Source organism: Sphingomonas sp. BL2 (assembly GCF_056680015.1).
Map to the genome: position 1 here is coordinate 1,117,167 of NZ_CM155261.1, position 24,854 is coordinate 1,142,020.

Annotated in this window: 22 protein-coding genes; 9 read left to right on the forward strand and 13 right to left on the reverse strand. The window is 66.2% G+C overall.

Annotation, left to right across the window (positions count from 1 at the left end; translation table 11 throughout):
* The first annotated feature begins 122 nt into the window (after positions 1-122).
* Positions 123-1,109, forward strand: coding sequence for an amidohydrolase family protein (locus tag AC1ME3_RS05065; RefSeq protein WP_480955113.1), 987 nt, complete (start codon positions 123-125; stop codon positions 1,107-1,109).
* Between the two features lie 12 nt (positions 1,110-1,121).
* Here the strand turns inward: AC1ME3_RS05065 and AC1ME3_RS05070 are convergent, their stop codons facing one another.
* The 6 genes from AC1ME3_RS05070 to AC1ME3_RS05095 all read right to left on the reverse strand — a co-directional run bounded on the left by AC1ME3_RS05070 (position 1,122) and on the right by AC1ME3_RS05095 (position 7,831).
* Positions 1,122-2,792, reverse strand: a complete 1,671-nt coding sequence (locus AC1ME3_RS05070; protein ID WP_480955114.1) for an ATP-binding protein — start codon at positions 2,790-2,792, stop codon at positions 1,122-1,124.
* A gap of 124 nt (positions 2,793-2,916) precedes the next feature.
* Positions 2,917-3,636, reverse strand: coding sequence for a TIGR02186 family protein (locus AC1ME3_RS05075; protein ID WP_480955764.1), 720 nt, complete (start codon positions 3,634-3,636; stop codon positions 2,917-2,919).
* Positions 3,637-3,671: 35 nt separating this feature from the next.
* Entirely contained in the window at positions 3,672-4,586 is a 915-nt protein-coding gene (locus AC1ME3_RS05080) for a sulfite exporter TauE/SafE family protein (protein ID WP_056487904.1), read from the reverse strand.
* A 48-nt stretch (positions 4,587-4,634) separates the two neighbouring features.
* Positions 4,635-5,366, reverse strand: coding sequence for a hypothetical protein (locus AC1ME3_RS05085; RefSeq protein WP_480955115.1), 732 nt, complete (start codon positions 5,364-5,366; stop codon positions 4,635-4,637).
* Positions 5,367-5,632: 266 nt separating this feature from the next.
* A complete protein-coding gene (locus AC1ME3_RS05090) occupies positions 5,633-7,075 on the reverse strand; it encodes a glycosyl transferase family protein (RefSeq protein ID WP_480955116.1) in 1,443 nt (480 codons plus the stop codon).
* A gap of 252 nt (positions 7,076-7,327) precedes the next feature.
* On the reverse strand, positions 7,328-7,831 hold the full coding sequence (locus AC1ME3_RS05095; protein ID WP_480955117.1) for an outer membrane protein assembly factor BamE: 504 nt from the start codon (positions 7,829-7,831) through the stop codon (positions 7,328-7,330).
* Positions 7,832-7,965: 134 nt separating this feature from the next.
* Here AC1ME3_RS05095 and AC1ME3_RS05100 point away from each other — a divergent pair, with 134 nt between their 5' ends.
* Both AC1ME3_RS05100 and AC1ME3_RS05105 read left to right on the forward strand, forming a co-directional pair.
* The gene (locus AC1ME3_RS05100; protein ID WP_480955118.1) at positions 7,966-8,472 is read left to right on the forward strand and encodes a ubiquinol-cytochrome C chaperone family protein; all 507 of its coding nucleotides are present in this window, start codon (positions 7,966-7,968) and stop codon (positions 8,470-8,472) included.
* Entirely contained in the window at positions 8,469-8,993 is a 525-nt protein-coding gene (locus AC1ME3_RS05105; RefSeq protein WP_480955119.1) for a YceD family protein, read from the forward strand. The genes AC1ME3_RS05100 and AC1ME3_RS05105 overlap by 4 nt, the downstream gene beginning before the upstream one ends.
* A gap of 203 nt (positions 8,994-9,196) precedes the next feature.
* On the opposite strand, the gene AC1ME3_RS05110 is transcribed toward AC1ME3_RS05105, so the two are convergent.
* Both AC1ME3_RS05110 and AC1ME3_RS05115 read right to left on the reverse strand, forming a co-directional pair.
* Positions 9,197-9,733 (reverse strand): SixA phosphatase family protein, encoded by a 537-nt coding sequence (locus tag AC1ME3_RS05110; protein WP_480955120.1) that lies wholly within the window; start codon positions 9,731-9,733, stop codon positions 9,197-9,199.
* On the reverse strand, positions 9,730-12,480 hold the full coding sequence (locus tag AC1ME3_RS05115) for an ATP-dependent DNA helicase (protein WP_480955121.1): 2,751 nt from the start codon (positions 12,478-12,480) through the stop codon (positions 9,730-9,732). Before AC1ME3_RS05115 ends, AC1ME3_RS05110 begins: the two co-directional genes overlap by 4 nt.
* A 223-nt stretch (positions 12,481-12,703) precedes the next feature.
* Between AC1ME3_RS05115 and AC1ME3_RS05120 the strand changes: the two genes are divergently transcribed.
* The 5 genes from AC1ME3_RS05120 (at position 12,704) to AC1ME3_RS05140 (ending at position 17,725) form a co-directional block, all read left to right on the forward strand.
* Entirely contained in the window at positions 12,704-13,009 is a 306-nt protein-coding gene (locus AC1ME3_RS05120) for a hypothetical protein (RefSeq protein ID WP_056053958.1), read from the forward strand.
* Positions 13,010-13,066: 57 nt separating this feature from the next.
* Positions 13,067-14,632, forward strand: a complete 1,566-nt coding sequence (locus AC1ME3_RS05125) for a lysine--tRNA ligase (protein ID WP_480955122.1) — start codon at positions 13,067-13,069, stop codon at positions 14,630-14,632.
* A 217-nt stretch (positions 14,633-14,849) separates the two neighbouring features.
* Positions 14,850-15,407, forward strand: a complete 558-nt coding sequence (locus AC1ME3_RS05130; protein ID WP_480955123.1) for a 2'-5' RNA ligase family protein — start codon at positions 14,850-14,852, stop codon at positions 15,405-15,407.
* Between the two features lie 91 nt (positions 15,408-15,498).
* Positions 15,499-16,503: a histone deacetylase family protein gene (locus AC1ME3_RS05135; RefSeq protein ID WP_480955124.1), complete on the forward strand. Its 1,005-nt coding sequence runs from the start codon at positions 15,499-15,501 to the stop codon at positions 16,501-16,503.
* Complete coding sequence (locus AC1ME3_RS05140) at positions 16,493-17,725, forward strand: MFS transporter (RefSeq protein ID WP_480955125.1); 1,233 nt, start codon at positions 16,493-16,495, stop codon at positions 17,723-17,725. The genes AC1ME3_RS05135 and AC1ME3_RS05140 overlap by 11 nt, the downstream gene beginning before the upstream one ends.
* Before the next feature lie 162 nt (positions 17,726-17,887).
* Here the strand turns inward: AC1ME3_RS05140 and AC1ME3_RS05145 are convergent, their stop codons facing one another.
* Positions 17,888-19,117, reverse strand: a complete 1,230-nt coding sequence (locus AC1ME3_RS05145) for a dipeptidase (protein ID WP_480955126.1) — start codon at positions 19,115-19,117, stop codon at positions 17,888-17,890.
* Positions 19,118-19,120: 3 nt separating this feature from the next.
* Here AC1ME3_RS05145 and AC1ME3_RS05150 point away from each other — a divergent pair, with 3 nt between their 5' ends.
* Positions 19,121-20,311: an acyltransferase family protein gene (locus AC1ME3_RS05150; RefSeq protein WP_480955127.1), complete on the forward strand. Its 1,191-nt coding sequence runs from the start codon at positions 19,121-19,123 to the stop codon at positions 20,309-20,311.
* Positions 20,312-20,314: 3 nt separating this feature from the next.
* On the opposite strand, the gene AC1ME3_RS05155 is transcribed toward AC1ME3_RS05150, so the two are convergent.
* The 4 genes from AC1ME3_RS05155 to sucC form a co-directional block, all read right to left on the reverse strand.
* Positions 20,315-21,073 (reverse strand): energy transducer TonB, encoded by a 759-nt coding sequence (locus AC1ME3_RS05155; RefSeq protein ID WP_480955128.1) that lies wholly within the window; start codon positions 21,071-21,073, stop codon positions 20,315-20,317.
* Positions 21,074-21,530: 457 nt separating this feature from the next.
* Positions 21,531-22,460: an electron transfer flavoprotein subunit alpha/FixB family protein gene (locus tag AC1ME3_RS05160; protein ID WP_480955129.1), complete on the reverse strand. Its 930-nt coding sequence runs from the start codon at positions 22,458-22,460 to the stop codon at positions 21,531-21,533.
* On the reverse strand, positions 22,457-23,203 hold the full coding sequence (locus AC1ME3_RS05165) for an electron transfer flavoprotein subunit beta/FixA family protein (protein WP_056064107.1): 747 nt from the start codon (positions 23,201-23,203) through the stop codon (positions 22,457-22,459). Before AC1ME3_RS05165 ends, AC1ME3_RS05160 begins: the two co-directional genes overlap by 4 nt.
* Before the next feature lie 234 nt (positions 23,204-23,437).
* Positions 23,438-24,640 (reverse strand): ADP-forming succinate--CoA ligase subunit beta, encoded by a 1,203-nt coding sequence (sucC, locus tag AC1ME3_RS05170; RefSeq protein ID WP_056053980.1) that lies wholly within the window; start codon positions 24,638-24,640, stop codon positions 23,438-23,440.
* Positions 24,641-24,854: the final 214 nt, after the last annotated feature.

Here is a 24,854-nt window from a genome sequence, read left to right on the forward strand (position 1 = left end):
GAGGGCCAAGCGGTCGATTCACTGTAGGCCCTACCAAGGCGACCGGCGTCGTTTCACTACTCGAAACGAACCTATCGGCCGATCGCTCGTTGGCCCGTGGTACCACCAGCGCGAGATGGCCGATGCGTCTGATAGCAATCGAAGAGCATATCCTGCCCCATGCCGTGCGCGATGCGTGGAGCGCCGCTCCGCCGCCGCATGACCCGGTGTCCGCCTTTGCCGATGGCGGCGAGGCCGGCACCCGCCTTGCCGATCTCAGCGAGGGCCGGCTGGCACTGATGGACGATCAGGGCGTCGATGTGCAGGTCCTGTCGCTGACCACGCCGGGACTCCACAACCTTGTGCCCGCTACCGCCGTCGACATGGCGCAGCGCGTCAACGACCTGATCGCCGAAACGTGCGTTCGCCATCCGGGCCGCTTCCAGGGTTTCGCCGCCTTGCCGACCCCGCATGCCGACGCGGCGCCGCGCGAACTGGAACGCTCGGTCCGCGACCTCGGCCTGAAGGGCGCGCTGCTCTGTGGCCGGACGCGTGAGCGCCATCTCGATCATCCCGACATGCGACCGATGCTGGCGAAAGCGGCGGAACTCGGCGTTCCGCTGTTCATCCATCCGCAGGTCCCGTTGGCGGCGGTCCGCGACGCCAATTACTCGGGCATCAGCGAAAAGGCCGATCTCGCGCTCGCGGCGTTTGGCCTGGGCTGGCATTACGAGGCCGGGCTGCAATGGATACGGCTGGCCGCGGCGGGCGTGTTCGACGAACTCCCCGATCTGCAGATCATCCTCGGCCATTGGGGCGAAGTGGTGCTGTTCTACCTGGAACGGACGTCCGCGGTCTTCGAACGTGCGCTCGATCTTCGCTGCCCTCTTGCGGACTATGCGCGCAACAATCTGTACGTGACGGGCAGCGGTATGTGGAGCGAAGCGTATCTGCTGCGCTGCCTCGAGATCGTTGGTCCCGAACGCCTGCTGTTCTCGACCGATTTTCCCTACCAGTACCGCGAGGGCGGCGCACCGCGGCGCTTCCTCGACGAGGTAACGCTCGACGATGCCACTCGGGCCGGCTTCGCGCACGGCAATTGGGAGCGGCTGACGGGCGCCGACGGATAGGCCGGTTTTCCGCTACTTGCCCTGAGCCCGCCAGCGCTGGATCGTGCGACCAATGATCTGGTCCTCGCCGCCGACGTCGCGCCACAGTTCGGAGAACAGCGGATCGCCCGACGCCGGTCGCTTCGATTCCTCCAATCCGTCGAAGCTCACGCGGATCGGGATTGTCACGCCCTCCCCACAGATGATGCATTCGCGATTGCGTAGCGCGGGTATCGAATCGAGGAAGCCGCGCGCGCCTTCGGGCATCGCCGCGCGGACAAAGGCCTGGTCGCGGTCGTTATTGAGGCGCATGGCGATGATCGTGCCGCACTGCGACAGCACGCCCTCAGCGAGATCGGACGGACGCTGCGTGATAAGCCCGAGCGATACGCCGTATTTGCGCCCTTCCTTGGCGATGCGGCCGAGAATGCGCCCGACCGAGCTGTTTGCCTCCTGCCCTGCCGGGATGTAGCGATGCGCCTCTTCGCAGACGAGCAGGATCGGCCGCTGCGGTTCGTTGCGCGACCAGATCGCGAAGTCGAACGTCATCCGCGCGAGTACCGCGACTACCACCGACGTAATATCCGACGGCACGCCTGACACGTCGATGATCGAGATCGGCTTGCCGTCGCCGGGCAGGCGGAAGATGCGGGCAAGGAAGCTTGCCATCGTGTCCGCTACGAGCATGCCTGAGAACATGAACCCGTAGCGCGGATCGGCCTTGATCTCGTCGATCTTGGCCTTGAGCCGGAGATAGGGCGCGGTGTCGCCGGCGCGGTCCATCTTGCCCATCTCGGCGCTGATGATCGTCGTCAGGTCGCTGAGCATATAGGGTATCGGCGCGTCGACGGTGAGCTTTGCGATTTCCTGTCCGAGGCGGCTTTTCGCCTTCGCGGCGAGCAGGCATTTGGCGAGGATGTCGGCATCGAACTGCCGCGCGGAGCCGCTGCTGGTCAGGAAGACCTCGCAATGCTCCTCGAAGTTCATCAGCCAATACGGCATCTGCAGGTTCGAAACGTCGTAGATCGCCCCGTTCGATTTGAACGCCGCGGCATATTCGCCATGCGGGTCGATCATCACGATATGCCCCTGCGGCGCGAGTTCGCAGATGCGGTGCAGGATCAGCGCGGCGCTGGTCGACTTGCCAGTGCCGGTCGAACCGACGAGCGCGAAATGCTTGCCGAGCATCGCATCGACATACAGCGCAGCGGGGATATCGGTCGTCGGATATACCGTGCCGATCGTGATGTTCGCACGGTCGTCGGCGGCATAAACCTGTTGCAGGTCGGCCGTGGTGATCGGGAACACCTCGCAGCCGGGCATCGGATAGCGCGTCACGCCGCGGCGGAATCGATAGAGCTTGCCGGTGAGTTTGTCCTCGTCGCCTTCGCCGAGATAGTCGATCTCCGCCGCGACGCAGGTCCCGGCGGCATCCTCCAGCTTGAGCGAGCGGATGTTGGCGACCAGCCACGTCGCGCCGACACGCATCTTGATCTGGCTGCCGACTTGTCCGGCCGCTGCGACGACGGGATCGGAATCGTCATGCAGCACCGCGATCGCAGCCCTATCGAGCAGGATGCGGCTGCTCGATCCGGCGATCGCGAAGACCACGCCGACCGGTGCCGCTGCGGCGCTCACGCTCGCGAATCCGCCCGTCAGGGGTGCTGCGCGCAAAAATGCGCCAGGTCCCGGCATGTCGCTCATAGCCGCAAGGTCTCCAGTCATTTCGGACCGACCCTGCCGCGATAATTGTAAATATCCGATGACGATGGCGTTGAACTTGCTGAGAAAACCGGTGCGTTGGTGCGCGTTTGGTCGCTGCGACGCGCTAAACCCTGCGCGCGATCCAGCCTGCTGCCCAGCCGAGGAACACCGACAGTGCGACCGCGACCAGCCCGTAGGTTACCGCCGAACGGTCTGCGGCGCGGGCGACGAATCGCTCGAAGCCCGATTTGCGAATGTCGATGTCGCGAACCGCGGCCGCCAGGACCCGCCCGTCGCGGATCAGGAACGTCTCCGCGGTGAATCGTCCGACGGGCACGCGGGCGGGGATCGACACGCGCGCACGGTAGAGCACGCCGTCGGTGATCTCGACCGCGCGGGGTGCCTCGTAATACAGGCCGGCGCGGCGCTTGAGGTCGACGAGCCCTTTCTGAAAACGATCCTGGGTCGGCGCCGGTGCGCTCGACGCGGGTGACAATTGCAGGCTGTCGAGGCCGAGCTCGTAGATCGCGCGCGTCCGGTCGTCGACGAGGCGGTCGATCGGCTTGGACGAGGCAATCGCGTAGAAACTGGGGGCGGAGCGGTATCGCAGGCGCGCGGCGTTGACCCAGATACCGGCGACCTTCTCCTTCTCGCGCATCAGGATCGACTGGGTCGGACCCTTGACGACGACCACGATGTCGGTGGGTTGCTCACCGGTCGGCAGGCGGCCGCCGGGATAGAGGATCGCACCGAACAGCAGCAGCTCGGCACCGGTGAAGCTGTAGGCGATCTCGATATTGCGTTGTGACACGTCTGGGACGAGCACGGGCTTGGCCTGCGCCATCAGTAATGGCGCGAGCAGAACTAACCAGCCCGGCTTCACGACAGCGCGACCGAGAAGATCTCCTCGGGGCGCCAGACGAGTCCGAGCAGGATGCGTGCGCCGACCAGCAGCACCATGACCGCAAGTCCAAGGCGAAGATATTCGGGCCGGAACTTGGTCGCGAACCGCGCGCCGACCTGCGCCCCCACCACCGAGCCGAGCAGGAGCAACGCCGCCAGCACGATGTCGACGGCCTTGGTGGTGGTCGCGTGCACCATGGTCGCGACCGCGGTCACGAACAGCGTCTGGAACAGCGACGTGCCGACCACCACCGACGTCGCCATCCCGAGCAGGTAGATCATCGCAGGGACGAGGATGAAGCCGCCACCGATGCCGAGCAGGATCGTGAGGATGCCGGTGAAGAACCCCAGCAACAGCGGTGCGAGCGGCGAGATATACAGGCCTGATGCGTAGAAGCGCGTCCTGAGCGGTAGCGCGGCGACGAGCGGGTGATGGCGGCGTTTGCGTGCCTTCGGAGGCCGGCCGGTCCGCGCGCGGCCGATCGTGCCGATCGATTCCTTCGCCATCAGGCCGCCGATCGAGCCGAGCATCACGACATAGACGATCGCGATTACCGTATCGATCTGGCCGCTTTGCTGGAGCAGGCGGAACAGCCATGCCCCGAAGAACGAGCCGAGGATGCCGCCCGCGACGAGCACCCCGCCCATCTTGGTATCGACGCCCTTGCGGCGGAAATGCGCGAACACGCCCGAGACGCTGGCGCCGGTCACTTGGCTCGCGGACGAGGCAGCGGCGACGGTCGGTGGAATGCCGTAGACGATCAGCAGCGGCGTCGTCAGGAAGCCGCCGCCGACGCCGAACATCCCCGACAACAGCCCGACGCCCCCGCCCAGCAGGATGATTACGAGCGCGTTGACCGACAGGTTGGCGACGGGGAGATACAGATCCACGGCCGCAGCATTACACCGGATTGCGCGGGCGGGGCTAGGCTCGACCGCTCAGAAGTCACTGCCGATCGACAGGGCCGGTCCAGAGCCCGGACGCGCGCCGCCGGCGATGCGTTCGCGCCAGTCGAGTGTCAGGCGGATGGTCTTGCGCGCGACAGGCAGCGCGGCGACGATCGAGGGGCCAATGTCGAAGCGTTCGGCGTCGCGTTGCGCGCTTGCCCACACACCGACACCGACATCGACCTTTGCCCCGGCGAGCGTCCCGATCGGGTGCGTAAGTCGTCCAGAGGCATCGACAAAGCCTTCGATCCCGTCTCGCCCGATCGCGCCAGCTTGACCGTACGCTTCCAGGCGGAGACCGGGTGCGACGTCGCCCGGACCATAGCCGGCAATTACGCCGATCGTCGGTCCGCCACGTCCACCATCGAGCGCGAACCGTTGCTCGGCGACGAGGCGGATCGGCAGCCGCGTCGGTTGCCATTCGATTCCGAGTGCGGCCTCCCGTCCGGCGCTTTTGAGCGGTGTGGCGACGCGCGCCACCAGCGCGACCTTGCGCTGGCTGCCGAGCGCGTAGGCCAGTCGCAAACCACCCTGCGATGCGCCGAGCTGCCCGCCCGACACCGTACCGGCGGGACCGCCACGCGCGAGCAGCCATGCGCTTCCAGTGAGACGACTTGGCCCGTTGGCGACCAAAGGCGGCGCTACCGGCGACGGAATGGCGTATGCCTGAGTCTGTGTCTCTGCCGCAGCTGGAAGATCCGGAAGATCTCGCTGTACTGACACCGGCGGCATAGCTGTTGATGCTTGCCATGGTCGCGGCTTGAAGACCATCGGCGGTGCGACAGCACCGTATGGGACGATCGCAAGGCGCGGCGGCACGCGCTGTCCCGCGAAAACTGCTGCGGCAACTTTCGGCACTAGCACTTGGACAACCCGTGGGACCATGTCCGACGGTGGAAGCGAGGCTACCTCCGGCAACAACAACGCCACGCGGACCATGACCCATCCGCCTAATGCCAATGCGAGAAAGCGCAGCGGGCGCCCGACACTCATCGTGCGGCGGCGGCGAGGCCTGAATCGTTGACGGTGACGACGTCGTCGGGCGGCAGGTCGGGAAACTCGTGTTGCGTCTTGTCCCAGACCGGCGCGGCACCGCGCAGCATGCCGATATAGACGATCACCGCGCGCGGCGCTGCGATCAGCGAGACGAGGTTGCCCACGAGAAACCGCGGCAGCGCCCAGATCGCCTCGCGCATGCCATAACTGCGTCCCGTGAATATCATCCGCACGATCAACCGCCATGCAAGCAACGCGCCATTGGCGACGAGCAGCCAGAACGCGATCGGGTAGGCGCCGTTCGCATAGGGCGACGCCCCGCCGGCTTGGCCATGCGCCAGCAGCGACAACACCCATATCGGCACCGCCAGATAGCCCACCGCGAGGATCACGACGGCCAGCGGCGCGCGTCGATCGCGCATTCGCATCCAGTGATCGGCGACCGCGCGAGGCCGCCCCCAACCGGTACGATCCCAGCCGGCCAGCGCGATACCCATCATCCACCGCGTCTTCTGGCGCACCGAGCCGCCGAGCGTGCACGGGAAATACGCGCGCACCGCGACCACCGTCCCGGCGTCGTCCGCCGCGACACGCGCGAAGATGCCTCGTGCGCCAAGCTCGGCGAGCCGCAAACCCAGCTCGTAATCCTCGGTCAGACTGGTGGCGTCGAACGGATCGCCGCCCCGTGCCTGCGCAATCTTCGCAAGGACGGCGGGTGCGATCGCACAGCCGGTGCCGGCCAGCGGCATCGCGGCGCCCAGTGCGGTCCGGACGACAATCTGCTTGGCATGGGATTCGGCGAACTCGTCGGCATAATGTCCCGACACCAGCCGCGCACCGCGGTGGACCAGCGGCAGGACGGGGAGCTGGATGACGTCATACTGCTCGATCAGGCTGTCGAAGACGCGCAATTCCTGCGCGTGCACCACGTCTTCGGCATCATGAATAACGACCGCCTTGGTCGGCCGATCGCCCTCCGCGTCGTTTCGCAGATCGTCGCGACACAGCGCATGCCACAGGGTGTTGAGGCAGTCGGCCTTGGTCGTGGGCCCGTTGCGTGGCCCGATTACGAGCCGGATCCGCGCGTCGCGTTCGGCAACCGCGGCAATCGCGTCGATCGTCCCCCGGTCGTTCGGATAGGCGCCGACATAGATGCGGTAATACTCGTGGTCGTAGCGCTCGAGCGCGGTCGTCAGCATCCCACCGATCACCGCGACCTCGTCCCACGCCGCGACGAACACCGCGATCCGTCCTGCGATGCACGGCGACGGCAGAGTGGCGAGGGTCAGGCGAGGCCGGCCACCATGCCTGATCCTGTTACCGAAATAGATCAGGTCGATCAGGAGATCGTCGATACCACCAAGGAACAGCCCGACGCCCGCAAACAGCAGCATCTCTCGCGCGGACGCGTCGATGATCCACAGCGACTCGCCCAAACCACACCCCCGGACGGAGGGTACCGCAAAGTCACCGTCGTAACGGATATAGTCTTATCGAGAACGGATGTTTGTTGTTTTCGCAAATTACGGCACCGCAAGGCGAACCATCGCGTCAAACGTGCGTTACGACGATGATCCCTTTCCCCCCTTTCGGGATCGGCGCCGATGATGCCCGGCCCGGCCGCACCGTTGCTCTGGCACACGGTGCGGCCTAACCGTCCTCCGAAGGTTTCACCGGAAGCCTATACGCTACGGCTGGTTGCGACCGCCGCCGCCGGTGTTGCTGCCATTGCCGCCACCGCCCGCACCCGCGGCGCCGACCGTGCCGATGTTGCCAAATAGATCCTGGAAGAAACCGCGCTCGCGTCCGAGCGTCGGGGTCTTCTTGCCATAGGGTGCGATCGAGGCAACCTGGTCGAGCCCGCCGCGGCGAATCGCGGTGACGGTGCCCTTCTGGTCGAAGCTGATCTGCAGCGTGATCTGCGCGTTCGGCCGCGGATTGCGGAACGCGAGGTTGCGGCTGTCGCGCGCAAGATAATACCAGTCGCCCTGGTCGAACTGGCCGGCGAGCGTCGGCTTGCCCAGCGTTGCGAGCACCGACTGGCGGTTGTCGACGCCCGGCTGGACCGAATTGACGAGGTCGGTATCGACGACATAGCCCTGGTGCGAGCGCAACTGGGTGCAGCCCCCACTGGCCAATGCGGCGACCGCAAGTGCGGCGGCGAGACCCGTACGGGCGGAAAACACGCTCATATAAACTCCCAACCGGGGCACGCGAAAACACGTGACGGGTCCCACGCGATTGCATCGGCCGCCGATCGCCTCGATATGCGAGGATGCGCGGGCAAACAAGCCGAAGCGCGGCTTCGTGTTGAGGACGATAGATTTTGAGCTGGTTGGGAAGACTGCTCGGCGAGAAGCCCGACGAGGCGCTGCCGCTGTACAACGCCGTCGTCGGTCGAGCGCGTGCGGAGCATTGGTATCGGGAGGGCGCGGTGCCGGACACGGTCGACGGTCGCTTCGACATGATCGCGACGTTGCTGGCGATCGTCATGCTGCGGCTCGAGACGGAGCCCGCTGGCGGCGAACCCGCGGCGCGTCTGGCGGAACGCTTCGTCGACGACATGGATGGGCAGCTCCGGGAAATCGGGATCGGCGACATCATCGTCGGCAAGCATATCGGCAAGATGATGAGCATGCTCGGCGGGCGTCTTGGTGCATATCGCGACGGGCTGGCGGCGGGCGATATCGCGCCGGCGCTGGTGCGCAACCTGTACCGGGGTGTGACGCCCGACGATGCCGCGCTGACGCATGTCCGCGAGTCGGTGATGACGTTTCATGCGGGGCTGGCTGCGACGCCACTACCACATCTGTTATCTGGAGAATTGCCGTGAAGCCCGAGTTCAGCCGTCCCGAACGCCTCGACACGATCGGCGAGCGCGAGCGGATCGTCGAGATCGCCGCGACCGAGGACGAGCGCGCGGCGCTGGCGAAGCGGTTTGCGCTGCTCTCGATAACGCGACTCGACGCTCGACTCGGGATCAAGCGCACCGACAGTGGCATCGTCGTGAAGGGGCGCGTGACTGGCGCGGCGGTGCAGGCGTGTTCGGTGACCGACGAGCCGCTCGATACGCAGATCGACGAGCCGGTTGCGTTGTTGTTCGTCGATCAGCTGGTTTCGGAGGGCGACGAGGTCGAACTGTCAGACGATGCGCTCGATACGGTCGCGATCGAGGGGGGGACGATCGATCTTGGCGAGGCGGCGGCGGATACGCTGGCGCTGTCGATCAACCCGTTTCCGCGCGGGCCGAACGCGGCAGCGGCGCTGGCGGCGGCGGGGGTGATCAGCGAGGACGAGTTCCGGCCGGCGAATGCGTTCTCGGATCTCAAGGCGAGAATGGCGGGGAAGAACTGAGCGGCGGCGCGGTCTCGGACTTGTTCGAGATTAGTTTACCAAAAACTTGCACCACCCCGGCGAAGGTCGGGGCCCAATTGGGGGCCGATAGTGAGGTAGGGCGGTCCGCCGTTACAACCACCTCTCCAATTGGGCCCCGGCCTTCGACGGGGTGGTGCGTGTTTGGGGCAACCTCGGCCTCCTTGTTCTCCCGGGAACATGATTTAGTCCGCGTCGGGCCCTAAAGTCGGATCGAGATCGCGGGGGCGGATGAAGCGGGTCAGGCGGGCCGTACCCGCCGCAACATCGCCCCACTCCCCCTCGAACTGAAGCTCCGCAATACTGGCCGTCGGATACTTGTCCTCGACCGCGTCGCGCAGCGGATCGGCCCCATCCGCGACCAGCATCAGCACCAGATCCTCCAACCCAGGATTGTGCCCGACCAGCAACGCGCTGTCCGCCTCGGCCGGAAACCCGTGCACCACATCCAGCAACGTCGCAGCCGAAGCCAGATACACCCGCCGATCCAGGTCCGGCGCGATCGTCCGACCATAGCCCGATTCGATCTGCTCCAACGTCTCCGAAACCCGCACCGCCGGCGACGCGATCGCATGATCGAACGTAAGCCCTAGCGATCGCATGTGCCGACCGACCATCGCCGCGGCACGCTTGCCCTTGGCGTTAAGCGGGCGATCGAAATCGCGCGCGACCGGATCGTCCCAGCCGGACTTGGCGTGGCGCAACAGCGTCAACGTCTTCATGGCAATCCTCGAGCCGGTTCGCGGCTTTCATGCCCTACGCGCGGGCTAGAGGAAAGCCGGCTTGCGACTCGGGCCACCGCTTCTTCGAGCGTGACGCGCGCGATCGGCACGCCCGGCGGGAACGCGCTTAGCAGGCGCGAGGGCATCGCGGCGGACAGCATCACGAACACCCCGGAATCGTCGGCGCGGCGGATAAGCCGGCCGAACGCCTGCGCGAGGCGCGCGCGGACGAGCCGGTCGTCATACGCCGAACCGCCGCCCGCGAGCCTGCGTGCGGCATGCAGGACGGATGGTTTCGCCCAGGGCACGCCCTCCATCACGACAAGCCGCAGCGACTCGCCGGGCACGTCAACGCCGTCGCGCAGTGCATCGGTGCCGAGCAACGATGCCCCCGGATCGTCGCGGAAAATATCGACCAGGGTGCCGGTATCGATCGGATCGACGTGTTGCGCATGAAGCGGCAGGCCTTCACGCGCGAGTCGATCGGCGATGCGCCCATGCACACCGCGCAGGCGCCGGATCGCGGTGAACAGCCCAAGCGTGCCGCCGCGGCTGGCGACGATCAGCTGCGCATAGGCGTTGGCGAGCGCGCCGATATCGCCGCGCTTCACGTCTGTGACGATCAGCACTTCGGCCTGCCGCGTATAATCGAACGGGCTCTTCGCCTCGAACCGGGCGGCGGGGCGCAGGAGATGCGGCGCACCGCTCCGAGCTTCGGCGACTTCCCAATCGCCGCCGCCGGTCAGAGTCGCCGAGGTAACCAGTGCACCGTGCGCGGGCTTCAGGACGATCTCGGCGAACGGCCGGGTCGGGTCGAGCCAGTGGCGATGGAGGCCGATATCGAACTCGCGGCCCTCGATCCGGTCGACCGCGAGCCAGTCGACGAAATCGCCGTCGACGGGTCCACCGACGCGCGCGAGAAGCGACAGCCACGACGCCACCGTCTCCGCGCGCCAGCCGATCGAGGCGATCGCGCCCTCGACTCGCGCTCGGGCCGGCGCGTCCATCCAGTCGGGTGCCTCGGCTAGCACGGCTTCGAGGCGGCGACCGAGCGTCACGAGCGGGCGGACCAGTGCGTCGAGGGCTGCGGCGGCGGGCGCGGCGGCTTCGATCAGCGTCGCATCGGGTTCGGCGAGTTCGGTCTCCAGCCCGTATCCTGCGTCGCCCGGCTGTTCGGCCCGCGCGTAGGTGAGGCCACGGACGGCGGCGAGCAGCGTCTCGATCGGTCCGAACGGCGCGCCTTCACCGAGGCGTTGCAGCCAGCCGTCACTCGCCAGTGCGCCCGCTGCGGTCACCGCATCGCTGATTGCCCGCGCGCCCTGTTCGTCATAGCTGGCGAGATCGGACAGGCGTGCGGCGAGCCCCCGCCGGCGTCCGCGACCGCTCGATTCGGGGCCGAGTATCCAGCGGCGGAGTTCGATCGTCTCCGCGCCGGTCAGCGCGGTCGCGAACATCGAATCAGCGGCGTCGAAGATGTGATGGCCCTCGTCGAACACGTAGCGCGTCGGCCGGGTCGCGAGTTCGCGGCCCCGTGCGGCGTTGACCATCACCAGCGCGTGGTTGGCGATGACGATGTCGGCGTCGGACGAGGCGCGGGCGGCGCGCTCGATGAAGCATTTCCGGTAGTGCGGGCAGCCGGCATACACGCACTCGCCGCGCCGGTCGGTCAGCGCGGTCGAGCCGTTGCGGCGGAATAGCGTCGGCAGCCAGCCCGGCAGGTCGCCGCCGACCATGTCGCCGTCCGCGCTATACGCGGCCCAGCGCGCGACGAGGTGTGCGAGGATCGCCGCGCGGCCTGCGAACCCGCCTTGCAGCGCGTCCTCCAGATTGAGCAGGCAGAGGTAGTTCTCGCGGCCTTTGCGCGTGACGACCTTCGCCTTGCGGATAGCGGCGTCGGGATAAAGGCGCGCGGTTTCCTGGCCCAATTGGCGCTGCAGCGTCTTGGTGTAGGTCGAAATCCACACCGCGCCGCCGGCCTTTTCCGCCCATAGCGACGCGGGGGCGAGGTAGCCGAGCGTCTTGCCGATCCCGGTGCCCGCCTCGGCGAGGACGAGATTGGGCGTGTCGCGCATCGCCCGTGGCGCGAAGGCGGCGGTGGCGGCGCCGGCATAGGCGCGCTGGCCGGGACGTTCCTCGGCGCCGTGGCCGGTGAGGTCGACGAGCCGCGCTTCGGCATCGCCGGGCTCGATCGTCACGGTACGCGGGGCGGGTCGCGGCGCGTGCTCCTCCCATTCGGGGAGCGACGAGAACAGCCAGCGTTCGTTGACCGCGGGTTTCTTCAATCGCTCGGCAACGACCGGCGCCCAGGGCCAGCGGAGGCGGAACAGCGACTGCGCCGCGGTCCACGCGCCCTCGCGCTCGGGCCAGTCGCCATCAGTAAGCGCCAGCATTGCCTCAGCCGCACGCAGCAGAAACGGTGCAACCTCAGCATCCTCACTCGGCACGTCGAGCCCGGTAACCCGCGCAATCCCCTTCGGCGTCGGCACGGCGAACTGTGCGGGGCGGAGGAACGCGTAGAGTTCGAGCAGGTCGAGCCCCGACAGGTCGGGATAGCCGAGTCGCTGCCCGACTAGCGGCGCATTAAGCATGATGACCGGCGTATCGGCCGCGATCCGGATCGCCTCGCCCCGTCCGATCGGACGCGTGCCCTCGGCGTTCGCGATCCAGATGCCGGCGTGGCTGGCGTGGAGGGCAGGATAGCGAAGCACTGCGCGACCTTGCTGCAATGAGAACGAAAGGGCAACCATTCGCTGCTTGTTCTCCCGCGGAGGCGGGAGCCCAGTCTGAATCCCCGCCTTCGCGGGGAAACACGCTTTCGGCGGTTTCAGCCTGATGTGCTGCACCCCTCGCGGTTGTGCAAACCTCCACCAACAAACTCACCCTTATCGGCCGTTACGCAACCGGCACGGTCCACGTGCGTTGCGCACTCATCGATACCAAACTTTACCTACATCAGCAGGGACGATCATCATGCGGAAATTTCTCATGGCGCTGAGCGCGCTCTCGCTCGCAATTCCGGCGGCTGCCGTGATCCCCACGGGCAAGGCCGAAGCCCGCTCGAAGCGCGAATATCGCGGCCATGACCGTCGTTATCGCGCCAAGCGTTGCCGTCATTCGAGCGGCACGACCGGCCTCGTCGCAGGCGGCGTCGGTGGCGCAGTGCTCGGCAATGCGGTCGGCGGCGGCTTGCTCGGCACGCTGGCCGGCGGTGCAGCGGGTGCGCTCGGTGGCCGTGCGGTCGACCGGACGATCACCGCAAAGGATCGTTGCCGCTGAGTCGCGAGCGGCGGTGGGGGTGACGGATCGGAGTGCACGCGCTAGTCGCGCTGCATCATGACCGACGAACTCCGCACCGCCGCCCTCGAATCCAAAGCCTGGCCGTACGAGGAAGCGCGCAAACTCCTCAAGCGCTATCCGAACGGTAAGTCGGGCGACCCGGTGCTGTTCGAGACGGGCTACGGACCGTCGGGCCTGCCGCATATCGGCACGTTCAACGAGGTGTTGCGCACGACGATGGTGCGCAACGCCTTCCACGCGCTGAGCGACACGCCGACGCGCCTGATCGCGTTTTCGGACGACATGGACGGGCTGCGCAAGGTTCCGGACAACGTTCCCAACGGCGACATGCTGCGCGAGCATCTCGGCAAGCCACTGACGAAGATCCCCGATCCGTTCGGGACGCATTCGAGCTTCGCGGCGCATAACAACGCGATCCTCCGCGAATTCCTCGATCGCTACGGCTTCGACTATGAATTTGCGTCGTCCACTGAATATTACACGTCCGGCCGCTTCGACGAGGCGCTGAAAGGCGTGCTCCGTCACTTCCAGGGCATCCAGGACGTGATGCTCCCGACGCTGCGGGCTGAGCGCCGCGCGACCTATTCGCCGGTGCTGCCGATCTCGCCGACCAGCGGCATCGTATTGCAGGTGCCGATCGAAGTAATCGATGCCGAAGCAGGCTTGATCGCGTTCGAGGATGAGGGCCAGCGGATCGAGCAAAGCGTCCTCGGCGGCAAGGCCAAGCTCCAGTGGAAAGTCGACTGGGCGATGCGCTGGGTCGCACTCGGCGTCGATTACGAGATGGCAGGCAAGGACCTGATCGATTCGGTCACCCAGTCGTCGAAGATCGCGCGCGTGCTCGGCGGCCGCCCGCCCGAGGGCTTCAACTACGAGATGTTCCTCGACGAGAATGGCGAGAAAATCTCGAAGTCGAAGGGCAACGGTCTGAGCCTCGAGCAGTGGCTGACCTATGGTCCCGAGGAATCGCTGGCCTTCTACGCGTACCGCGAGCCCAAGAAGGCGAAGTCGTTGCACATGGGCGTGATCCCGCGCGCGGTAGACGAATATTGGCAGTTCCGCGGCAATTATGCGGGCCAGGACCTGAAGCAGAAGCTCGGCAATCCGGTGCATCACATTCATGACGGTAAGTTGCTGACTGGCGAGTTGCCGGTGACGTTCGGACTGTTGCTCAACCTCGTCGGCGTGATGGGCGACGCGAGCAAGGATCAGGTCTGGGGCTATCTGGCCAATTATGTGCCCGATGCGTCGGCGGCGAAATACCCCGAGCTCGACCGGCTGATCGGCTATGCGTTGGCCTATAGTCGCGATTTCGTCGCGCCGATGTTGAAGCGCCGCGCGCCCGAGGGTGTCGAGGTCGCGGCGCTGGACCGGCTCGATGCGGAACTCGCCGCGTTGCCGGCTGAGGCGAGCGCGGAGGATATCCAGAACATCGTCTACGAGATCGGCAAGACCGGCGGGTTCGAGAACCTGCGCGACTGGTTCAAGGCGTTGTACGAGACGTTGCTCGGGTCCGAGCAGGGGCCGCGGATGGGGAGCTTCATCGCGCTGTACGGGGTCGCGAACTCGCGGAAACTGATCGCGGAAGCGTTGGCGCGGTAGAAGGGCGAGCTAGCAAAGATGCACCACCCCGGCGGAGGCCGGGGTCCAATTGGGCGACGTTGCTAACTGGCCTCCACGCTTTGTTACTATGACCTTTCCAATTGGGCCCCGGCTTCCGCCGGGGTGTGGATGGAGCCCTCCGATCGCGCGCGCTAACTAGACGAAAGCAGTGGAACATATTAGCAACAAGCCTGCCTCACCCAATTCGGAAACCGGCATGTTTCATCGACCGCTCGCTCGTCACCGCCTGTTCTTCGCGCTCCGCCCGCCACTCCCGTTAGCGCGCCAGATCACCGCCGCAGCGTCGTGGTTCGAGACCGACCGTGACAAGCTGCGCCCCGAGCATCTGCACGTGACGATCGATATCCTCGACGACCATGATCGCGTCTCGACCACGCTGGAACGCGACCTGAAAGCGATCGGCGATGCGGTCGAAGGGGCGCCATTCGCACTCCAGTTCGATACCGCGGTCGGCAGCGATCGCTCTATCGCCCTGCGTCCGCGCCACAAGAACGCCTCGCTCGCGGCACTGCATCAGCGGATTGCGGTGGCACGCGAGGCGGCAGGGCTACGCGCCCGCGAAGGCTATCGGTTCAGTCCGCACATGACGCTCGGCTACCGCGACGGCGTGTCGTTCACGCAACCCATTGCGCCGATCGGCTGGGACGTGGATGCGTTCGTGCTGGTCCACAGCCATGTCGGCCGGACCCGGCACGACGTGATCGGGCGCTGGCTGCTGAGCGGCGACGACGATCGGCAACTGGCGCTGTTCTGAGCCTTCGAATTTGCCGGGCGCGCGAGATCCCGTAGGACCCAGGACGCGATCGGTTGGTTCTTCCCTCGTGACCGCGCACCAAGGAGCAAACATGCGGCTGTTCTTTGACGACCCCCAGCGAACCCACGCCCCTGCGCGCGAACTGCACAATGGCGCGTTCACCGCCTATGCCGAGACGCCCGCGCGGATCGACGCGATCCTCCGCGCGCTCGGTCCGGTCGAGGCGCCGGAAGATCGGGGCGAGGCGCCGATCCTGGCCGTCCACTCGTTCGCCTATGTCGCGTTCCTGAAGGACGCGGCGCGACTGTGGCGCGAAGCCGGACGCGAGGGCGACGCGATCCCCTACACCTTCCCGATCCGCGGCCGCCGTCCGCTCGACCTCACCCGGATCGACGCGCTGATCGGCGCGCACAGCTTCGACGCGACCACGCCGATCACGCCCGAGACCTGGGCCGCCTCCTATGCCAGCGCGCAATCCGCACTTGCCGCGACGCACGCCGTACTCGACGGAGACCGCGCCGCGTTCGCGCTGTGCCGCCCGCCCGGCCACCACGCCGGCGCGGACTATTGCGGGGGGTATTGCCACCTCAACACCGCCGCGATCGCCGCGCAGGCCGCGCGCGACGCCGGTGTCGCCCGCGTCGCGATCCTCGACATCGACTATCACCACGGCAACGGCACGCAGGACATCTTCTATGCCCGGAGCGACGTGTTCTATGCATCGGTCCACGCCGATCCCAAGACCGACTATCCGTTCTACTGGGGCCACGACGACGAAACCGGCGAAGGCGAAGGAGTCGGGACCACGCTGAACCTTCCCTTGCCACACGGCACGCAGATCGATGCATTTCGGGCCGCGCAGACGACCGTGCTCGACGCGATCGCCACGTTCGACCCCGGCCTGCTGGTCGTCAGCTTTGGCGCGGACACGTGGGAGGGTGATCCGATCTCGCACTTCAAGCTGACCATGCCCGACTATGCGGTGCTGGCCAGAGATATCGCCGCACGGGGCTGGCCGACCGCGATCGTCATGGAAGGCGGCTACGCGGTCGCTGCACTGGGGCACAACGTTGCGAGCTTCCTGAGTGGCTTCTGAAGCGCCTATCGCTCTTGGCACGCCCGCCTATCGTCGCCTGACGTTGGCGATGCTGTTCGCAGGGTTCTCGACCTTTTCGCTGCTCTATTCGGTGCAGCCGTTGCTGCCGCTGTTCGCTGCGCAGTATCGCCTGACTGCGGAAGCTGCGTCGCTGGCGGTGTCGCTCGCGACCGGACCGCTCGCGATCGGCATCCTGTTCGCGGGGTTCGTCTCGGACCGCGTCGGCCGGCGTCCGCTGATGATCGCGGCGATGTTCGCGGCGGGGGCGCTGACCTTGGCGGCGGCGGTCGTGCCGGGGTGGAGCGGGTTGCTCGTGTTGCGCTTCCTGACCGGCGTCGCGCTCGCGGGCGTGCCGGCGGTGGCGATGGCCTATGTCGCGGAGGAGGTCGATGCGGGCGCGGTTGGCGCGGCGATGGGGCTGTATATCGCGGGCAGCGCACTCGGCGGGATGGCGGGGCGGCTGGTCGTGAGCATCGTCGCCGATCTCGAAGGCTGGCGCTGGGCACTCGCCGCAGTCGGCGTCGCCGGCCTCGCAATGGCGGAGGCATTCCGTCGGCTCGCGCCGCTCTCGCGCAATTTCACGCCAAGCGTCGGACGGCCGGGTGCGCTGCTGCGGAGTGCCGGATCGCTGTTCACCGATCGTGCGATGCCGCTGCTGTATCTCGAGGCGTTCCTGCTGATGGGCGTGTTCGTCACGATCTATAATTACGCGGGCTTCCGGTTGATGAGCCCGCCCTACGGCCTCAGCCAGGCGGCGGTCGGCGGGGTGTTCCTGCTGTACGTGCTGGGGTCGGTGAGTTCGGCCAAGTTCGGGACGCTAGCGGGGCGGCTCGGGCGGCGGAAGGTATTCTGGATCCCGGTCGTGCTGTTGATCGCCGGCGTCGCGCTCACCGCGATGACGCCGCTGGTGCTAGTGATCGCCGGGATCGCGGTGGTGACGATCGGCTTCTTCGGTGCCCATTCGATCGCGAGCGCCTGGGTGGGACGGCGGGCGCAGGGCTCGCGCGGACAGGCGGCGGCGTTCTATTTGTTCTTCTATTACATGGGGTCGAGCGTGCTCGGATCGGCAGGTGGATTCGCGTGGACGCATGCCGGGTGGCCGGGGGTGACGGCATTCTGCCTGTTGCTCGGCGTGGCCGCGCTGGTGATCGGGCTTGTGCTGCGTACGGTGCCGCCGCTGGTGGTCGAGCCGCCGGTGCCGCAGCGGATGCCGGATCCTTGAAGGGCGAACTCTCCCTCCCTGAAAGGGAGGGGCTGGGGGTGGGTTGGCGAGTGTGAGTCATCAGCCCTGGTATTCGCGGAACCAGACCCACCCCCGCCCCCTCCCTTCCAAGGAGGGGAGAAGAAGTCCGGCTTTGCTCCGACTTGGGAACGGGAACCCGATCTACCGAGACGCCACGTCGGTCGCGTCGATGGGCGGCATACCTGCCATGCTCTTCGCGACCGCTTCGGCCCGTTCCATGACGCGCAAGACGTTGCCGCCGGACAGTTTCGCCATGTCGCCATCGCTCCACCCGCGCCGCGCCAGTTCGGCGAACAGCAGCGGATAGCCGTCGACACCCTTCAAGCCGATCGGCCCGGTCCCCTGGATACCGTCGAAATCGCCGCCGATCCCGACATGATCGTGACCGGCGATCTTCGCGATATGCTCGATATGATCGGCGACCGTCGCGGCAGTGACCTTAGGCTCCGGATGCGCCGCGTCCCAGGTCGCCAACGGCACAGGCGATTTCGCGCCGTAAACGTTCGCCGGAACGCCGACCGACTTCGCATAGGCCGAGCGTGCGACATCCCAGGCCCGCCACTCGCCTGACAGGAACGAGGGATAGAAGTTCACCATCACCACGCCGCCGTTCGCGCCGATCGCGCGGAGCAGGTCGTCGGGGATATTCCGCGGCGCATCGGCGATCGCCCGCGCGCTGGAGTGCGAGGCGATCACCGGCGCCTTGGTCGCCGCCAGCGCCGCCGCCATCGTCGCGTCGGACACGTGCGACACGTCGACAATCATCCCGATCCGGTTCATCTCGGCGACCACCTGCCGCCCGAAGTCGCTCAGACCGTTGGCACGCGGAGTGTCGGTCGAGCTGTCCGCCCAGTTCAGGCTCTTGCCGTGCGTCAGGGTCATATAGGCCACACCGAGCCCACGATATTGGCGCAGCATCGACAGCCGCCCATCAATCTGGTGCCCGCCCTCGACGCCGATCAGCGAGGCGATCCGCTCGGCCTTCTCGATCCTTCGAATATCCGCGGCGGTGGTGGCGAGTTCGAACGTCGCCGGGTTGGCCGCAACGAAGCGGCGTACGATATCGATCTCCTCCAGCGTCGTTCTGACCGGCTCTGGCGCATCGGCGGGGATGTAGACCGACCAGAACTGGCCGCCGACATGACCTTCGCGCAGGCGAGGAATGTCGGTCTGCAACGGGTCCGGCAGCCGCGCAGTGTCAACGGAAAGATCGACCGCCTCGACCTTCGCGTCGTGCAGTTCGCGGATTTCCCAGGCCAGATCGTTATGCCCGTCGATCACCGGGCTGCGCTCCAGCACGCGTTCGACGCGTCGCAATAGGGCCGCGTCGGGGCTAGCCTGCGCGGCCAGCAGCAGGAATGCGGCGATCATGTCTTGGTCCCCCATGGCGTCCGCTCCATCCTGAAGGAGGTGTTCGCGCGCGACAAGCCGGGTAAGGCGCTCGCCGAACGTGAGAAGAGGTCAGAATTGTATACGGGAATGGTCGAACCGGCGCGCGAGGCGGATAGCCGGCTCTCCACCGCGATCGCGATCGCCCGGCTGATCGGGATCATGGGAATCGTCTACGTCCACGCCTGGACCGGACGCACTGCCGAGGAATTGGCGGCGGTGGCGTTCAGTTGGCAGGCGGTGCTGCGAACGGCGCTCGGCGAGGTGTTCGGGCGCAGCGCGGTGCCGCTGCTCGGGATGATCTCCGGCTGGCTGGTCGTCTCGACCGCGACGCGCCAGGACTACGGCCCGTTCCTGCTCGGCAAGGCGCGGACGATCCTGCTGCCGATGGTTCTGTGGAACGCGATCGCGATCCTGCTGGTGGGGGCGGCGGCGACGTTCGGCGATTTGAAGGCGCCGACGCCGACGAGTATCGGTTGGACGCTCAACGAACTGGTGCCGCTCGTGCAGGCGAACGACGTCAACGTGCAGATGCCGTTCCTGCGCGACCTGTTCGTCTGCATGATGCTCGCGCCCGGTCTGGTACGCGCGTCGAATGCCCGGCTGGCGCTGGTCGCATCGATAGTGGTCGTGTGGAGCGTGTCCGGAGTACACGTTCCGCTATTGCTGCGACCGCAGATCCTGTTGTTCTTTACCGCGGGAGTCGCCGTGCGACGGTTTGGCGTGGCGGAGCGGGTGGCGGGCTGGCCTGTCGCCCTATGCGCGCTGCCATTCGTCGCACTGATCGCGCCGCGGCTGTGGACCGCGCTACTGGGGAACGCGTTCTTCGACGCACATCCGCATCTGATGGCGGCATTCGATATCGTGTTTCGATTGGCCTCCGCGGTGCTGTTCTGGCGGCTAGCCTGGGGCTTGGCTGGGAGCAACGTTGCGGACCGATTGCGCGGGATCGAGCGGTACGGATTTCTCGCGTTCTGCGATCATCTGGTGCTGCTGTGGCTGTTCGGGCCGATGATCGGATTGGCGACCGGCGCGCTGGGGGCGGGGTTGTATCCGGCCTATCTTCTGGTGCAGCCGCTGCTGGTGCTCGGGGTCACGATCGTTCTGGGGCGGGGGTTGATGACGGTTTCGCCGGCGGTGGCGCGTATGCTTAGTGGCGGGCGGCTGGGGCGGTAGGCTTCAGTTACCGCGTGATGGCGGACCGAGCCGGTTCACCCATTCCTGGTTGTGGACGACGGTCGATCGGACCGGTTTCCCCGCGACGTCGAGCCAGGGGCGATAGCGGAAGCGCAGTTCGATCAGCCGGCAGGTGGTCGCGTCGAGCACCGCGTTGCCGCTGGAGCGCGTGACCATGCAGTGCGTGACGCTGCCGTCGGTCTCGACGGTGTAGCGCACGCCGACGATCCCGCCCGCGCCGATTATGGCTTCGGCGTTGGGGAAATCCTTGTTCTTGAAGCGGCCTTTGATGAGACGAGGCCGAGTCTCGTCGCCACCGTCGCCGTCGCCATTTCCGGAGCGCCCGCTACCGGTGCCGTTCCCTTCGCCGCCGGCCCCGGTGCCAGGTCCGGGGACGGGCGCGGCGCCGGTGGTGGCGTCGCTGCCGGAGCCTGGGTTCAGTGTGGCGATAACCGGGGGCGGTGGAACGATCGGGGGGACGATCGGCTTCGGGACGACGAGTTCGGTCACCTTCGAGAGGAGGTTGGCGGGGGACGCGGCGCCTTCGGGGCGGTGGCTTTTCGCGGGGCGGGGAATGATCTGGTCAGGCAGCGGTGGAGGGGGTTTCGGGCCGACCACGAATGTCTTCAGCGCATCTGGGATAGCGGTGGGGATGCTGACGCCGAGCCCGAGGATCAGCGCGTAGCCGATGACGGCGCAGAGTATCGCCGCGCTGGCCGCGGATATCAGGCGGTCGCGCGGGTTCGAGTGGACGCCGTACATGCTGGTCAATTGGGGAGGCGTGCGGTGGGAGGCAACTGCGCATGAGGGCGCAAGAACGATCTCGGTACTGCGGACGTATTCAGTACGTATCCCGCTTCGGTAGGTGCACCTCCCCGGCGCAGGCCGGGGTCCAATTGGAAAGGTCAATGTAACGAAGGACCGTCCGTCGTTACCGCCGTTTCCCAATTGGGCCCCGGCCTGCGCCGGGGAGGTGGTCACTCTGGATGAGATAGATCTCGGTTTGTCAGCGTATCGGTTCGAAATCCGCCGACCTTCGTGTTCGGCAGACACAGGAACGGGCGGTGCGACCTAAATCACACCGCCCGTTCGTGGCACGCGCCGCGGGAGTAAATCCCGCGTCGTAGGTCGGCGCTGGAGCGCCGCCGGCCGGCCTTTCGCGTGCGAACCTGCGCTTCGCTGGTTCGCAGCGGCGTGCTGCTGCACGCCTCGCTCAGGCTTACAGCTTCGCCGTCAACTCCGGTACGATCTTGAACAGATCGCCGACCAGGCCGATGTCCGCGACCTGGAAGATCGGGGCGTCCTCGTCCTTGTTGATCGCGATGATGACCTTCGAGTCCTTCATGCCGGCGAGATGCTGGATCGCGCCCGAAATGCCGACCGCGACATACACTTCCGGGGCGACGATCTTGCCGGTCTGGCCGACCTGATAGTCGTTCGGCGCATAGCCCGCGTCGACCGCAGCGCGTGAAGCACCGACGCCGGCGCCCAGCTTGTCCGCCAGCGGATCGATCAGTGCGTGGAACTGGTCGCTAGAGGCCAGCGCACGGCCGCCCGAGACGATGATCTTCGCGCTGGTCAGCTCGGGACGCTCGTTCTTGGCAATCTCCGAGCCGGCAAAGGTCGACAGACCCTTGTCGCCGGTCGACGCGACCGCCTCGATCTCGCCCGAACCGCCCTCGGTCGCGGCCTTGGCGAACGCCGTGCCACGGACCGTGATCACCTTCTTGGCATCCGAAGACTGGACGGTTGCGATCGCATTGCCAGCGTAGATCGGGCGCGTAAACGTGTCTTCGCTCTCGACCGACAGGATGTCGCTGATCTGCATGACGTCGAGCAACGCCGCCACGCGGGGCGCGATGTTCTTGCCGTGCGTGGTCGACGGCGCGACGAACGCATCGTGGCTGCCCATCAACTCGACGATCAGCGGCGCAACGTTCTCGGCGAGCGCATGCGCGAACGCAGCATCGTCTGCGACGTGCACCTTGCCGACGCCGGCGATCTTCGCGGCTTCGGCAGCGACGCCGTCGACGCCCTGCCCGACGACCAGCAGATGGACTTCGCCGAGCTGCGAAGCGGCGGTCACCGCCGACAGCGTGGCATCCTTGACGGCCTGACCGTCATGTTCGACCCAGACGAGCGTCTTCACTTGGCGACTCCCATTTCCTTGAGCTTGCCGACCAGTGCGTCGACATCGGCGACCTTGATCCCGGCCGAGCGCTTGGCGGGCTCGACCACCTTCAGCGTGGTCAGGCGCGGCGTCACGTCGACGCCGAAATCGGCCGGCGTCTTCTGCGCCATCGGCTTAGACTTTGCCTTCATGATGTTCGGCAGCGAAGCATAGCGCGGTTCGTTGAGGCGAAGATCGGTGGTGATGATCGCGGGCAGCTTGAGCGTGTCCGTCTCCGCACCGCCATCGACTTCGCGCGTCACGTTGACCGAGCCGTCGGCAATCTCGACCTTCGAGGCGAACGTGCCCTGCCCCCAGTTGAGAAGGCCGGCGAGCATCTGCCCGGTCTGGTTGTTATCGTCGTCGATCGCCTGCTTGCCGAGGATCACGAGGTCGGGCTTCTCTTCCTCGACGATCTTCGCAAGGATCTTGGCGACGCCCAATGGCTCGACTTTGGTCTCGCTGACGACGAGGATCGCGCGGTCTGCACCCATCGCGAGCGCGGTACGGAGCGTTTCCTGCGATTTCTGCTCGCCGATCGAGACGACGACGATCTCGGTCACGCCCTTGTCCTTGAGGCGGATGGCCTCTTCGACCGCGATCTCGTCGAACGGGTTCATGCTCATCTTGACGTTCGCCAGATCGACGCCCGTTCCGTCCGCCTTCACGCGAGGCTTCACGTTGTAGTCAAGCACGCGCTTGACCGGCACCAGCACCTTCATCGGGGTTCCTTCCAAGGTCGATATCGTCTTTTCGCCTTACGGCGTTGGCCGGACAGATGGCCGTTTCGAGCCGTTTTCGCAAGTGCGGTACGGAATCATCGCTGTGCCGTAGCGTCACGACGAGATGCCGGCCGGACCACCTGCCGAGTAGCGTGCGAGATCAACGAAAAAGGGCCCGGACGTTTCCGCCCGAGCCCCGTTTTTCGCAGAATCAGTATGCGAAGTCGGTAGCGGTCACGCTGCGACCTTCTGCACCTCTGCTACGATCTTCTTGGCCGCATCGCCGAGGTCGTTCGCTGGAACGATCGCCAGGCCGGAGTTCGCGAGGATCTCCTTGCCCTTTTCGACATTCGTGCCCTCGAGACGGACGACCAGCGGTACCGAGAGGTTCACTTCCTTCGCCGCGGCGACGATGCCGTCGGCGATGATGTCGCACTTCATGATGCCACCGAAGATGTTGACAAGGATGCCCTTAACGTTCGGATCCGCGAGGATGATCTTGAACGCGGCCGTCACCTTCTCCTTGTTGGCGCCGCCGCCGACGTCGAGGAAGTTGGCCGGGAACATGCCGTTCAGCTTGATGATGTCCATCGTCGCCATCGCGAGGCCGGCGCCGTTGACCATGCAGCCGATGTCGCCATCGAGCTTGATGTAGGCCAGATCGTACTTCGACGCTTCGAGCTCGGCGGGATCTTCCTCGGTCTCGTCGCGCAGTTCGAGCAGGTCCTTGTGGCGGAACAGCGCGTTGCCGTCGAATGCGACCTTCGCGTCGAGCACCATCAGCTTGCCGTCGTTGGTGACGGCGAGCGGGTTGATCTCGATCTGCTCGGCATCGGTGCCCATGAACGCGTCATACAGCTTCGACGCGGTGTTCGCAGCCTGCTTGGCGAGATCGCCCGTCAGCTTCAGCGCGGCAGCGACCGCGCGGCCGTGATGCGGCATGAAGCCGGTCGCCTGGTCGATGTCGATCGACTGGATCTTCTCGGGGGTGTCGTGCGCAACCGCCTCGATGTCCATGCCGCCTTCGGTCGAGACGACCATCATCACCCGGCCGGTGGTGCGGTTGAGGGTTAGGGCGAGGTAGAATTCCTTGTCGATGTCCACACCGTCGGTGACGTAGAGGCGGTTGACCTGCTTGCCGGCGTCGCCCGTCTGGATGGTGACGAGCGTGTTGCCGAGCATGTCGGTCGCCGCCGCGCGAACCTCATCCTCGGTCTTGGCGAGGCGGACACCGCCCTTGGCATCGGGGCCGAGCTCGACGAACTTGCCCTTGCCGCGGCCGCCGGCGTGAATCTGCGCCTTGACGACATAGAGCGGTCCGGGAAGCTTCTTCGAGGCCTCGACGGCCTCCTCGACGGTCAGTGCCGCGAAACCGGCAGGCACGGGGACGCCGAACTTGGCCAGCAGTTCCTTGGCCTGGTATTCATGGATGTTCATCGGGAAGGCTCCACGCAATTTTTAGGAAACTCGGGAATTGGTTGGGCGTAAAGCACAGGGCGGCCAGCAAATCCACCCTTAAGGCATTTGCAGTTGCGTGTCGTTATCATTAAACCGATTTAACGACCGCGAATGGCCTGATCTAAGGCAATTCCTTGTGCGTCCCGCTCCGCCGCCTCTACAGTAGTACCATGACGATCCGACTCCGCATCAT

What these genes read in the sequence shown, in the direction of transcription:
- AC1ME3_RS05065 (WP_480955113.1), top strand. Translation starts at nt 123, where the DNA reads ATGCGTCTGATAGCAATCGAAGAGCATATCCTGCCCCATGCCGTGCGC.
- AC1ME3_RS05070 (WP_480955114.1), bottom strand. Translation starts at nt 2,792, where the DNA reads ATGAGCGACATGCCGGGACCTGGCGCATTTTTGCGCGCAGCACCCCTG.
- AC1ME3_RS05075 (WP_480955764.1), bottom strand. Translation starts at nt 3,636, where the DNA reads ATGGCGCAGGCCAAGCCCGTGCTCGTCCCAGACGTGTCACAACGCAAT.
- AC1ME3_RS05095 (WP_480955117.1), bottom strand. Translation starts at nt 7,831, where the DNA reads ATGAGCGTGTTTTCCGCCCGTACGGGTCTCGCCGCCGCACTTGCGGTC.
- AC1ME3_RS05110 (WP_480955120.1), bottom strand. Translation starts at nt 9,733, where the DNA reads ATGAAGACGTTGACGCTGTTGCGCCACGCCAAGTCCGGCTGGGACGAT.
- AC1ME3_RS05115 (WP_480955121.1), bottom strand. Translation starts at nt 12,480, where the DNA reads ATGGTTGCCCTTTCGTTCTCATTGCAGCAAGGTCGCGCAGTGCTTCGC.
- AC1ME3_RS05120 (WP_056053958.1), top strand. Translation starts at nt 12,704, where the DNA reads ATGCGGAAATTTCTCATGGCGCTGAGCGCGCTCTCGCTCGCAATTCCG.
- AC1ME3_RS05125 (WP_480955122.1), top strand. Translation starts at nt 13,067, where the DNA reads ATGACCGACGAACTCCGCACCGCCGCCCTCGAATCCAAAGCCTGGCCG.
- AC1ME3_RS05130 (WP_480955123.1), top strand. Translation starts at nt 14,850, where the DNA reads ATGTTTCATCGACCGCTCGCTCGTCACCGCCTGTTCTTCGCGCTCCGC.
- AC1ME3_RS05135 (WP_480955124.1), top strand. Translation starts at nt 15,499, where the DNA reads ATGCGGCTGTTCTTTGACGACCCCCAGCGAACCCACGCCCCTGCGCGC.
- AC1ME3_RS05145 (WP_480955126.1), bottom strand. Translation starts at nt 19,117, where the DNA reads ATGATCGCCGCATTCCTGCTGCTGGCCGCGCAGGCTAGCCCCGACGCG.
- AC1ME3_RS05155 (WP_480955128.1), bottom strand. Translation starts at nt 21,073, where the DNA reads ATGTACGGCGTCCACTCGAACCCGCGCGACCGCCTGATATCCGCGGCC.
- AC1ME3_RS05165 (WP_056064107.1), bottom strand. Translation starts at nt 23,203, where the DNA reads ATGAAGGTGCTGGTGCCGGTCAAGCGCGTGCTTGACTACAACGTGAAG.
- sucC (WP_056053980.1), bottom strand. Translation starts at nt 24,640, where the DNA reads ATGAACATCCATGAATACCAGGCCAAGGAACTGCTGGCCAAGTTCGGC.